General features: G+C 40.0%; 6 protein-coding genes. 4 read left to right on the top strand and 2 right to left on the bottom strand.

Annotated features, from left to right (window positions below; genetic code table 11):
- Positions 1-195 precede the first annotated feature (195 nt).
- Positions 196-1,041 carry a cell division protein FtsQ/DivIB gene (locus tag BV372_RS28975; protein WP_086690050.1) on the bottom strand — a complete coding sequence of 282 codons (846 nt, stop codon included), beginning with the start codon at positions 1,039-1,041 and terminating at the stop codon, positions 196-198.
- A gap of 981 nt (positions 1,042-2,022) precedes the next feature.
- Between BV372_RS28975 and BV372_RS28965 the strand changes: the two genes are divergently transcribed.
- The gene (locus BV372_RS28965) at positions 2,023-3,354 is read left to right on the top strand and encodes an ATP-binding protein (RefSeq protein ID WP_086690046.1); all 1,332 of its coding nucleotides are present in this window, start codon (positions 2,023-2,025) and stop codon (positions 3,352-3,354) included.
- 366 nt (positions 3,355-3,720) lie between these two features.
- Entirely contained in the window at positions 3,721-8,748 is a 5,028-nt protein-coding gene (locus BV372_RS28960; RefSeq protein WP_086690044.1) for a hypothetical protein, read from the top strand.
- A 77-nt stretch (positions 8,749-8,825) separates the two neighbouring features.
- Here BV372_RS28960 and BV372_RS28955 read toward each other — a convergent pair whose 3' ends face one another.
- Positions 8,826-9,185: a hypothetical protein gene (locus BV372_RS28955; protein WP_086690042.1), complete on the bottom strand. Its 360-nt coding sequence runs from the start codon at positions 9,183-9,185 to the stop codon at positions 8,826-8,828.
- A 993-nt stretch (positions 9,186-10,178) separates the two neighbouring features.
- On the opposite strand from BV372_RS28955, the gene BV372_RS28950 reads away from it, so the two are divergent.
- Both BV372_RS28950 and BV372_RS28945 read left to right on the top strand, forming a co-directional pair.
- A complete protein-coding gene (locus BV372_RS28950; RefSeq protein ID WP_086690040.1) occupies positions 10,179-11,012 on the top strand; it encodes a photosystem II manganese-stabilizing polypeptide in 834 nt (277 codons plus the stop codon).
- Positions 11,013-11,963: 951 nt separating this feature from the next.
- The gene (locus BV372_RS28945) at positions 11,964-12,740 is read left to right on the top strand and encodes an RNA polymerase sigma factor SigF (protein WP_086690091.1); all 777 of its coding nucleotides are present in this window, start codon (positions 11,964-11,966) and stop codon (positions 12,738-12,740) included.
- Positions 12,741-12,895 lie beyond the last annotated feature (155 nt).

The raw sequence follows: 12,895 nt of genomic DNA, 5'->3' as shown, positions 1-12,895 counted from the left end.
TAAATGTTAGGGTAAAAACTGAGCTTCTTTTACTTACTAAAGGAAGTTTTGTAAATAATTCCTTAACTATAGACAGAAGTTAACGCCGATTTTAGTAATGAGTACTGAAAAACTGAAAAAATAATAAATATATTTACTAGCATAAACTTCTTAAATTGCTAAGACCCTTGGATAGATTAAGCCTGGTAAAGATTTCTAGGGAGTTTGAAAATTAACCTTCATTTTTTTTTGGTTCAATTGTACTAATGGATTTTCAGGGTTTTGAAGATCAATGTAATCTATTTGGCTAGAATTTAACTTGCTGGGTAAATGGCGCATTTGAGCCAAGATCTTCATTTGTTCCGATAATTGAGAACTCGGTGGACCAAGATGGACATTGCCTATTTCTGTTTTCAAAATTAAATTTGTTGGATCTTGGCAATCAATTTCCATGACTTTTACGTAACTTTGGCTCACTGATAAATACAGTTGAGTCCAATGAGGTAGGTATTGCTCTGGCGACCCAATTACTTTGAGAGTGGGCAATTTTCCAGTAGGATTCAGCGATATATATTTTTCTAAAGGCATCCAAACTCCACTTGCATCTACTAAACCCACAGATACTTGTTTACTAGTGCTGTCAGTATTTCCACTTTTATGAGTTTGAACCATCGCTACAGGTACTCTTTCCTTGATTTCAATAATTAATCCAGGAGGAAATAGACGACGAGTAACGCTCGCTTGCGCAATCGTTGGTTGTCGCTTTAAAGAGTCAGCGATAATCGACGGTTGAATCCGCCATAAAGATTGGGGATAGGATAACATCAACAGTGACTGAATCGTCTCATCTGACAGTAATTGGTTACCTGATTTCATGACAATTTGTTTGGGAGCATTTAGTACCCACATTGGTTGGATTGCCACCCACAGCAAACATCCTGCCAGACTACTAATAGCAAAGGTACGCCAAAGAGCCTGAATAATTTTCATCTGCTGCTGTCTCCGTAATTTTTTACGGCGTTGGGCTAAATCCGTGCGGGAAAGTGATAGTAGTCCAGCCATTTACACCTCTTTCTGATTCCAGTCCAAGTTGTTGTTACCCTCGGATCGTTAAATAATTTCAGTAAACCTCTGTCGGCATCTTCTAACCGCTCTTCTCAATATTATTTTCAGTTTTTAGTAACACTTTACAGCAAGTACACCAGGATTGTGGCGCAAGGAAGTTTCAATGGAAACTTAGCGGTGTCTATTGTAGCCTGCCTGCATGTAACATTTTATAGTAGGCTGACAGCTACTATGAGCCATAAAAGCTACATTGAATGGCTTAAAATCTATACTAATCTACCTGTATTTATTTTAGGTATGGCACAGTACTTATACGGTTATAACTTGGAAGCGATAATTTTATGTTTGCAAGATCTGAATCATAGCAAAATTAAATATTTTTCCAAGTATCAAACCTGAATGCTCCTAAGATAAACCGCTATAGGAATAAAAATAAATCAAGAAAAATTTATCTAAAAAACTTTATCACGCCTTGTTTCACGATTTTTGTGTTCAACTGACTCGTTAATTCAGTGCCATTTATTTAAACATCACTAAGTGTCATTTACAACATTTAGACATCTCAGTTTTTTTGCAGACAATTACAAAATATTAATTTAAATATAAATATTTTAATTTTTTTGACAAAAAGCGGCTTAAGTGTTAAGCATAGCATCTAGGATTAAATTCTAAATCTGGACTTGATAGTAACTTTTTTACATATAAACTCAGCATCAGGCTTTTTGCTACATCAAGTAAAGGTTATAGATTGTCAAAAGCTTCACAGCAGCTGTAAAAAGGACAGATACACTTAACGTATAAGCAAGAACTGGATATATACCATTCTACTGACAGCTATTTGCAGCGATCCCGCTTTGAGAGCTGTATCCTGTAAAAACTAATTGTGAATGAGTTAATTCTGCACCTCTATATTACATAGAGATTTTGCATAGCAAAAGATACAAATAAAACCGCATCTAAATCTACATCTGCATCTACATGAGAACGACACTAAATTTGTCACGTTTTTATAAAGCATGTAACCCAAGCTACACACTAAATATGGGCGAAGTACTGGATAAGCAGTACTATATAGATTTCTCTGATGTACGTGGTTGCAAGATCGTTGAAGAATTACAACGTACTATCAGCCGTATTTCTCCAGATGAGCCAACCTGCCAATTATTTACGGGTCATATTGGTTGTGGTAAGTCCACAGAGTTGCAACGTCTCAAGGCAGAGCTGGAAGTAGCAGGATTCCATGTAGTTTATTTTGAATCCAGCCAAGACCTAGATATGGCAGATATCGATATCAGTGATATTTTGCTGAGTGTAGCTCGTCAAGTCAGTGTCAGTTTAGAAGGGATCGGTGTAAAACTCAAACCAGGTTACTTTAACAATTTGTTTAAAGAAATAGGGGATTTTTTGCAAACCCCTATAGAGTTATCAGGACAAGCGGAATTATCTTTAGGCATTGCCAAAATTACTGCCAAAACTAAAGATAGTGCTCAGATGCGCAATCAATTGAGACAATATCTGGAGCCACGTACTAACAGTATTTTGCAAGCAATTAACGAGGAGATACTAGAAAAAGCTGTTGAACAGCTCAAGCAACGTGGTCAAAAAGGATTGGTAGTAATTGTAGATAACTTAGATCGGGTTGATATGCGGCCTGTAGCATCTGGGCGGACGCAACCAGAGTATCTTTTTATCGATCGAGGTGAGCAGTTACGCCGACTTAAATGCCACTTAGTTTACACAATTCCCTTAGCCTTAATTTTTTCTAATGAGTATGAAACTTTGAAAAATCGCTTGGGAGGAGGAATTGCGCCCAAAGTATTGCCGATGGTTTTGGTGCGACAAAGAGATGGTGAAGACTATGAACCAGGGATGTCGCTATTGCGCCAGCTAGTTTTGGCAAGAGCTTTTCCAGAAATTCCTTGGAATGAAAGACCTTTATTAATTACAGATTTATTCGATCACCCAGACACCTTAGGTCGTATATGCCGTGTCAGTGGCGGTCATATTCGTAATTTATTAGGTTTGCTTTATAGTTGCTTACAACGGCAAGATCCGCCTTTCTCTAGAGAATGCTTAGAAGCCGTAATTAAAGACTACCGAGATGACCTGCTACTAGCTATTGATGAATATCAATGGAAATTACTGTTTGAAGTAGTGCAGCAGCAAAGTGTGAAAGGCGAGTCTGACTACCAGAGCTTACTGCGAAGTATGTATTTGTTTGAATACCGTGATCCTCAAGGACGCTGGTTTGGTATTAGTCCAGCATTAGCAGAAACAGAAAAAGTCCTGACTTGGCAGCAAAACAAATAACAATTCAAAATTGTTTTTGAAAAGGTTGCTAGTTCAAGAAAAGTTATCCACTTGCTCTAACTCGGGTAACCTATGCCAGATGACAGGAAGCGGCTACGTTGTCTACAAGCAAGGCAAACTTTTTAGCGTCTTTGATGGAGATAACCGCACCACTTACTATCCTTTGGGTTTTCGCAGAGCCACCCACCCAACGCATTAGCTCCCCAGAATCTTAAGGGGACGCTCGTGCCTCGCTACCGCTAGCCACTAATGTAGTGGCTTCTCTTGGAAACTTTTCGCAAAATGCAAAACCAAGTATTGGCAAGTATTCTGGTTGCTGCTTGATGTGTAATTTTTTATTCTTCCTTTCTAGCCCAGTTCTTACTTATGACAAAGTGGCAATTCACAGCAGCTATCGTCAATGAAAATCAGCATGCTTTACAAAGGATGATTCGAGCAATCAAGCTCTCCAAAGGCCAATTTGCTTTGATTTTAGTCCGATGCAACTATGGGCAATTACGTGAGCAAATGTTGGGTAATCTCCGCTTACTCACCAAAGACATAAATATTAGAGAGATATTTCTTCAGCCATCAACTAATGCTTTACATACTCAAATAATCACAGAACTATTTTTAGATCATCCTGTGGTTGTTAAAGACACTTTGCCATCAGCTGTGATGGTTTTTGGGCTAGAGTCCATTATCACTCTCGATAATTTTCTGGCTGGTGCAAATCAAGCAAGAGATATCTATGCCGCTACTTTTCCTTTTCCATTGATTTTTTGGCTACAAGATGAAGTGGCATCAATGCTTTCTAGGTTAGCGCCCGATTTTAAAAGCTGGGCTGCAACTACAATTAAATTTGAATTAGCAAAAGAGTATTTAATTGCTTTGATCCGGCAAGAAACAGAATCTTTATTTGCTAAGGTTTTAGAAGCAGGTGCTGATAAATTTTTATCTAATGATGCACTTGATTTAGCTCCAAAGTCGCAAAATCGCCGTGAAATTGAGTCTGCTCGTAGTGATTTGCTGCGCCTATATGGTGTCAAATTAGATCCAGAATTAGAAGCAAGTTTAGAATTTGTATTAGGGCGTGATGAATACGCCAATGATAAAATTAATGATGCTTTAGTTCACTATCAAAGAAGCTTAGAACTTTGGCAGCAGGTGGGTTCAGAAGAGAGTGGATTTAGGGGTTTAGAAGAGAATTTAGAAGTTTATTCCCCTCATCCGCCAATGTTGCCATCCCCACCACTTCTTCGGCAAGCAGTAGTTATATTTCATCTGGGACTGTGTTACCGCCGGATGGCAGATTTATACCAAGGTGCTGATAGCAAGTATTGGCAGGATGCTCTTTTGTGGTTTAGGAAATGCTTGGAAATTTTAGAGGAGGCGCAAAGACAAGACTTAGTTGCCAAATTTATATTACCTGCTTGCGAAATGCTGCAACGCTTACAAAATTGGGAAGAATTAGAAGAATTAGCCCAAAAATCCTTAAGTTTGCACGAAACTTATGGTGATCCTGCTCAGGTTGCCCAAGATTATGGCTTTCTAGCAGATGTGGCAGCTTCTGAGTCAAATTGGATACTAGCTCATGAGCTAGCGAATACGGCACTTTCTATTGCAGAACTGGCAACAGAAGTTTCTCGTCGGCAGGAAAGCTGGTATCTTTTATTATTGGCGCGTACACAACGTCATCTAGGTGAGTGGGAAGAAGCCATCAATAACTTAGAATGGGCAAGAGTGGTTTGTGAACTACAGTATGAACCATCGCTTTATTTGGAAATTTTAGAAGAGTTGCGATCGCTTTACTTTGTTGAGCGTCATAACTATACAGAAGCCTTTAGCCTGAAACAAGAAAAAATTCAAATAGAACATCAGTACGGCTTTCGCGCTTTTATTGGAGCCAGTCAATTGCAGCCACAACGCTACAGGATTAACCCGGTACTAGAGCCGCAAAAAATACCGTTTATTCCTGAGGAAGTGGCTCAGGAAATAGCTGCTTCTGGGCGGCAACAAGATGTTAAGCGTTTGATTGAACGAATTACTCGTGCCGACTACAAACTTACGGTAATTCATGGACCATCAGGTGTAGGTAAAAGTTCAATTCTCAAAGCTGGTTTAGTACCAGCTTTGAAAGGAAAAGTTATTGGTGAACGTATTCCTTTACCAATTGTTTTATCTGTTTATACAGATTGGGTCACAGCATTGGGGCGCAATGTTAATCAAGTAATGGCACAGACAGAAATGTCAGCTAATCTGGAAATTACCCCAACTATACTGATTGAAAAACTCCGTTTAGCCTCTGAACGCAATCACACAGTAATTATTATTTTTGACCAGTTTGAAGAATTTTTCTTTATTAGTACCTCTCCTGAAAAGAAAATCCAATTTTATAAGTTTTTTAGCGAATGTTTAAACATTCCGTATGTCAAAATAATTTTAGCAATTCGTGAAGATTATTTACATTACTTATTAGAATTTGAGCGTTTAAGCAAAGAAAACAGTGATGGTTTATATGATTTGGGTGTAATTAATAAAAACATCTTAGATAAAGATATTCGCTACTATTTAGGGAATTTTGACCGTGATGATGCAATCAATATTATCCAGAGCCTGACTAAACGTTCACATTATGAAATAACTGATGAGTTAATTAACCAATTAGTAAATGATTTAGCAGGAGAACTAGATAAAGTACATCCAATTGAGCTACAGATAGTTGGTGCTCAACTGCAAGCAGAAAATATTACTACGCTCGCACAATACAAGCTGTGTGGCAGCTCGGCAAAATTAGTTGAACGCTGGCTTGAGGAAGTTATCAAAGATTGTGGGCAGGAAAACGAAGAGCGTAGTTGGAAATTATTGTTGGAATTAACTGATGAAAAAGGCACAAGGCCTCTAAAAACAAAAGCTGATTTAGCTGTTGCTCTAGGGAATAATTTTGCTGCAATATCTAATTTTGACTCGTCTTGGGAATTTATTTTAGAAATTTTGGTAGGGTCGGGACTAGTGTTACGAGAGCCAGAAGAGTTAGGCGATCGCTACCAGCTTGTTCACGATTACTTAGTTGAACCGATTCGGCAAAAAAACAATTATGGCATGGTCGCTGAATTAGAAAAAGTTAGATTTGAAAAAGATAGAGCAGAAGTAGCGCAAAAGCTCTCTCAAGAACAGCTTAATTTGGTTTTGCAACGGCGGCTGCGAGAAGCACGCATAGCAGGCGGAGCGCTGGCAATGATGGCCGGAGCAATAGCAGTATTATGGTGGCAAGCTGACTTACAGAGAAGAGCCGCAATTCGCCAAACTCTGAGAGCCGAACGTAGCGAAACTAACTTTAAAATTAGTGCTATTACTGCCGCAAGCGAGGCTCTGTTTGCGTCCAATAAAGAGTTTGATGCCCTATTAGAAAGTTTGCGGGCTTGGAAAAGACTAAAACAGGCAGATGGAGTGCAAGCAGAAACGAAAATGCGGGTGGTAACAGCCCTTCAACAAGCTGTTTATGGTATTAAAGAGCAAAATCGCTTAGAAGGGCACAGTGATATTGTCTGGGGTGTTACTTTCAGTCCTGATGGTCAGTTATTGGCTTCAGGTAGTACGGATAGGACGGTAAAACTGTGGCGTCCTGACGGGACTTTGCTACAAACTCTCAAAGGTCATAGCGATGCTGTCACCAGCGTGAGTTTTAGCTCTGATGGTCAAACATTAGCTTCTGCCAGCCTAGATAAAAGTGTGCAAATCTGGCACAAAAATGCAATTACAGGTGAATTTAACCCACAGCCATACACAACCCTTGAAGGACATGGAGATTGGGTTTATAGCGTCAGTTTCAGTCCTGACGGCGAGTTGTTGGCTACCGGGAGTAAGGATGCAACCATCAAACTCTGGCGTAAGGATGGTAGTTTGGTCAAAGTCCTCAGAGGACATCAAGGATGGGTTAACTGGGTAACCTTCAGCCCAGATGGACAATTTATTGCCTCAGCTAGTGAAGATAAAACAGTAAAAATCTGGCGACGAGATGGGAGATTAGTATCCACCTTGCAGGGACATCGGCAAGGTGTAACTGCTGTAGCTTTTAGCCCCAACGGTCAACTACTTGCATCTGGCGGTAGAGATAAAACAATCCAACTTTGGCGCAGAGAGCGCAATAGTAGTAAAAACAGCTTTAATTTTCGTCCTAGCAAAACTTTACAGCAGCATAACAATATAATTTGGAGCCTAAATTTCAGTTTTGATAGTCAACTTCTGGCATCCGGAAGTAATGATAATACTATTAATCTCTGGAGCGCCACGGGCACCTTACTGAACACTTTTAAAGGACACAGTGATGCTGTTGCTAGTGTAGCTTTCAGCCCAGATAACAGACTCCTAGCATCAGCAAGTTATGACAAAAGCGTCAAATTGTGGCGTCTAGATGCTCCAATACTACCTATCCTCAAAGGGCATACAAGTAGAGTTTTGAGCGTAGCTTGGAGTCCAGATGGTCAAACATTGGCTTCTGGCAGTCGCGATCGCACAGTGAAACTCTGGCAGCGAGATACCAAAAGCAGTGATGTGAAAACTCGGCTTTACAAGACTCTGCTGGGACATCTAGATAAAGTCCCAAGTGTGAGTTTTGATCCCCAAGGTGAAATGCTAGCTTCAGCCAGTTATGACAAAACTGTGAAATTGTGGCGGCGCGATGGCACTTTATTGAAAACCCTCCTTGGGCATAGCGATAGCGTCATGAGCGTGACTTTCAGCCCAGATGGACAATTTATTGCCTCAGCCAGTAAAGATAAAACAGTGAAAGTTTGGAACCGTGATGGTCGCTTGCTCACAACTTTGGTTGGGCACAATAGTTGGGTAAATAGCGTTAATTTTAGCCCCGATGGTCAGGTTTTAGCTTCTGCTAGTGATGATAAAACCATAAAACTGTGGCGGCGGGATGGTACCTTGCTGAAAACTTTCTCACCTCAAGATAGTTGGGTGTTAGGTGTGAGCTTTAGTCCCACTGACCAGTTGTTAGCTTCTGCTAGTTGGGACAACACCGTGAAGTTATGGCGACGGGACGGTACGTTGTTAAAAACCTTATTAAAGGGGTATAGCGATAGCGTGAATGCTGTTACTTTCAGTCCTAATGGTGAATTGCTTGCTGCTGCTAGTTGGGACCGTACAGTCAAACTCTGGAGCCGTGAGGGCAAACTGATTAAAACCCTCACTGGGCATCAGGGGGCAGTATTAAGTGTCAGTTTTAGTCCTGATGGTCAAACTTTAGCTTCGGCTGGTGATGACAACACGATCATTCTGTGGAACTTGGATATTGATGATCTACTGCTGCGTGGTTGCAACTGGGTTGATGATTACCTCAAACACAACCCTAATGTTGACCAACGCGATCGCCTTCTTTGCGAGACTATTACCCACAAGCCCTAGTATCGCAGTAAAGAATTCCAAATTCGGCAATCATTTAATTATGAGTGTGAAGCGCACAAGCGTGATTTATTACTAACTCACCAGCTACAGGAGCGATCGCTGTTAACTACATTTTCACTACCGTCACTATTGTCCTCGGTGGCTTTTTGTAGCAATTGTGCTAAAAAGGCTTGTAACTTCATGCGCTCGATATAAGGCCAACCACCCTCAGACTCAATATCTTTCAGTAATGAGTAAAGTTGCTGACGGTTATCAGGCAAAGTTTCTTGAAAATAGCCATCCCGGATATCTCGGTGTAACTGCTCCAACTGCCTTAGTAGAGCCAAAAGAGCTATCGAATCTCCTTGGCAACTTTTTGCTACATCATTGACTGTAGTTGCGATCTTTTCTAATTTAGAAGTCAACTTCTCGGATTCCAAGCTTCTATTGTTGTCCATGCCAGCTTTTCCCTATAAATTAAGGTCTACTCAAATTTACCCAAGATTTTTGGCTTTCATTGGCTGCCAAGCCTGTAATAGCATTTCATTTTTAGGATGTTATAAATGGCCACTGCGGAAACCAACAGGTTGCTTAGTTCCGTAGTTGTACTCACTGGCCTGACAAGAGTCCGTATTTTCGGAAGAGTGGATTCAACTTCTTGTAGAGTTGGGAAAGGTTTTTACTTTGCTGTCTCCTGATTAGCTTGTGTTAATTCTCTAGCGTTGACTGCCCTTTCTTGGGCAGAGTATAGCCCGATTAGGATCTCGTCCAAAACAATTGCGATCGCTTTTAAAACATAGCAGTGACAATGAGTACAGCCTAGACGCGAGCTAAATGGGATCAAAGTATTCTTGGTTAAAACTAGAGTGCTTTGATTTTGAGTTTCAAAAAATCGTATGATCTGGCTGATTTACTTTTTAAAACAAAGGGCTGTATGTAGTGGGGACACATACATAATACAGAATGTCTTAGGCGATGCCACTTTTGCCATACGCTAGAGGAAAGTACGAAGGGAATTTCGCTCTTCGTGTCCTTAAAGGTAAAGGCTTATGCCGCTCTCTGTCTGGGCACACTCATCTATGCGCCCAGACGCTACCAGATGCTGACAATAGTAGAACTGCTGGTTTTTGCCCTTATTGGGTCACACATCCAAAACGGATGCGGTGTACTGGCTAGCCTGGGGTTTCAATCCCAGACTTAAACACAGCGAAACGTTTAAATACGTTTAGCAAAGATCAGTTTGAGCGGTGGCGACCCTAGCCTATCCTAGCCTGCGGCAAGCCGCGCTTCGCGCGTCTATGGGAATGCTAAAGGCTAACAGCAACCCCTTTGAGGACACTTAAAGGCAAACGCCTTAAATGCCCTAACACTAGGGCTGCTTCTCATCAGAGATCAAAACTTTGGTGCAGTTTTACAACGTTAGATATTAATTTTTGAAATTGAGGTTGACCATGAGGTATCGCGCTTTAATTGTTGCATTTTTGGCTTTGTGCCTGGGGCTAATAACTGCTTGTAGTGATGGTCCATCTTCTAACAGTAGAGATGTGCTCACATACGAACAAATTCGCGGCACTGGCTTGGCTAACAAATGCCCTCAACTGGCAGAAACAAGCCGAGGTTCAATTCCTTTAAATTCTAGCCAGTCTTATACGATCAAAGAACTTTGCTTGGAACCAACTAATTTCTTTGTCAAAGAAGAACCCGCTAATAAACGGCAACAAGCAGAATTTGTTGCTGGCAAGTTGTTAACCAGGTATACCTCCACCATTGACCAAGTACAAGGCGATCTGAAAATTAATCCAGATAATAGCCTGACATTTGAGGAAAAAGATGGTCTTGACTTCCAAGCCATTACTGTGCAGCTTCCTGGTGGTGAGCGAGTACCTTTCTTATTCACCATCAAAAACTTAGTTGCTCAAACACAACCTGGTTTGAACAGTGTTAATACCTCCACAGATTTTGAAGGTACCTTCAAAGTACCTTCATATCGTGGTGCTGCCTTCTTAGATCCCAAAGGTCGGGGTGTGGTTACTGGCTATGATAATGCCGTGGCTCTCCCTGCTCAAGCGGATGATGAAGAACTTACCCGCACTAACGTCAAGCGTGCTGAAATTCTTAGCGGTAAAGTTTCCCTGCAAGTAGCAAAAGTAGATAGTGCTAGTGGTGAAATTGCAGGTACTTTCGAGAGCGAACAGCCATCTGATACCGATTTAGGTGCTGGCGAACCTAAGGAGGTCAAGATTCGTGGTCTGTTCTACGCTCGCGTTGAACCATCTCAAAGCTAACTTCTCTTGAGTACCGCAACTTCCAGGCACTCAAATCGGCAAAAAAATTTCATATGCATTAGGCTTGAATGCAAAATCTAACTCACATACACCCCTTTATAAAGGGTGTATGTGTTTTTTTATAATGTAGAACAAGAGATATCTTATGCTTTCTCTTTTGTATGAGCTTGCTTAAATAATCCAAATATTTTTACTTCCTCTTAAGTACTAACAAATTCGTCTGGGTAACGTTTTGCTTTTAAGATCACTATCAAGTAGTAGTAAGGATGCTGAGGTATAGGCAAGAATAAATTGTAACTGTGATTTAGGAAATAAGTATTAGTCATTTAATTTGACTTAAGCTAATTACTATCATAGTTGACAATATAAAATTCACTGTTTTGAAGTTTAAATTTTCAGTTAATAATCACAAGTTATAAATCAATCAAAGCATCTAGCTGGGTAACAGGAAGTTTAAAGTTGTATCTGCTATAAATTACTGAATAATAGTAGATATTTAAGTAAATTCAAGGCAATATATTTATAAATTTAAAATTACTATAAACTTCTGGTAATTAGTGCCGTATTTTTACTGATTACAAAATTTATTTAGTAGTTACTATGATTTTCAAAAATACAGTTTTTTATTCAAGGCTTTAGCTCGTAATTAATAAGATAAATTAGGTACAATCTCGGTTTCAAATTTAGTAATAAATTTTATATTTTGGCTATATACAGTTTTTTGGCTCCAGGTAATACCAAAGCTAAATAACAAACAAAATACTAGTTTCGGTTGTTTAAACTCGGCTGGATTGCCAACCTACTATGGTTCTTTTAGCAAATCATTAGTTATGTGCCATAGGTTTTATTGGCTAATATCAGGTGATATTTACTTTGATATCGCCCAATCACACCGTAGTTTACAAACGATTACTTAAAGCTTTATTTGCTCTGCTTAATAAACGCGGTGCTATGCCTACCACAGCCACCAATGAACTGAAGCATGAAACTTGGCAGTTATTGCGAGAATATCAGCACTCCCGCTCAGAAACCGTTCGCAATCAACTGGTCAAACTTAATTTTGGACTGGTGAGAAGAGAAGCTCACTACTGGATGAATCAATGTCATGAAAACTACGAAGACTTGCTCCAAGTCGGTTGTTTAGGTCTAATTAGGGCTATCGAAAAATTTGAAATTTCTAAAGGATATGCCTTTAGTTCTTTTACTATTCCCTATATTCGTGGTGAAATTCAGCACTACTTGCGAGATAAAGGTGTCACTGTACGCATTCCCCGACGCTACTTGGCGCTTCAACAGCAGGCGATAGGAGTTTCGCGTTCTTTGCGCGCACAATATAACCGTCAACCTACGGACTCTGAAGTAGCAGCAGCACTAGAAATTTCTCCTGATGAATGGCAAGAAATTAAATTAGCTTGGATTAATCGTGCACCTTTAAGTTTGGATGTACCAATACAAGATGGGGAAGAAGGTGCTACAAGCTTAGGAGAATTAGTTCCAGATCCTCACTACCGTAGTTTTCAACTAGCGCAAGAAGACCAAATACGCTTACAACAGGCATTGGTGCAGTTGGAACAGCGCACCCGTGAAGTTTTGGAATGCGTATTTTTACATGATTTGACACAAAAACAAGTAGCAGAACACTTAGGAATTAGTGTAGTTACGGTTTCTCGTAGGGTCAAGAAAGGATTAGATTTGTTGAAAAATCTCATGGGTGTGGTTGAAGATTAACCTCAATCAGTTCACTCCGCAGTTATGCTAGGCTTGCAGTGCTTAAAATAACCATTGCAATGCTAAAAATTAGGTTATAAAAGGAACAGACTTAGCCTTAAATACAAATTTTAGGCATGTTATGTCCCAAACAAATTTTCCTATGGCTTTTGAGA

The sequence above is a fragment of the Nostoc sp. T09 genome (genome assembly GCF_002154695.1).
Taxonomy (GTDB): domain Bacteria; phylum Cyanobacteriota; class Cyanobacteriia; order Cyanobacteriales; family Nostocaceae; genus Aulosira.
This window is presented reverse-complemented; position numbering and strand designations above follow the sequence as displayed.

Excerpts from the sequence above, each read along its gene's own strand:
- BV372_RS28975 (WP_086690050.1), bottom strand. The coding sequence starts at position 1,041 with ATGGCTGGACTACTATCACTTTCCCGCACGGATTTAGCCCAACGCCGT.
- BV372_RS28965 (WP_086690046.1), top strand. The coding sequence starts at position 2,023 with ATGAGAACGACACTAAATTTGTCACGTTTTTATAAAGCATGTAACCCA.
- BV372_RS28960 (WP_086690044.1), top strand. The coding sequence starts at position 3,721 with ATGACAAAGTGGCAATTCACAGCAGCTATCGTCAATGAAAATCAGCAT.
- BV372_RS28955 (WP_086690042.1), bottom strand. The coding sequence starts at position 9,185 with ATGGACAACAATAGAAGCTTGGAATCCGAGAAGTTGACTTCTAAATTA.
- BV372_RS28950 (WP_086690040.1), top strand. The coding sequence starts at position 10,179 with ATGAGGTATCGCGCTTTAATTGTTGCATTTTTGGCTTTGTGCCTGGGG.
- BV372_RS28945 (WP_086690091.1), top strand. The coding sequence starts at position 11,964 with ATGCCTACCACAGCCACCAATGAACTGAAGCATGAAACTTGGCAGTTA.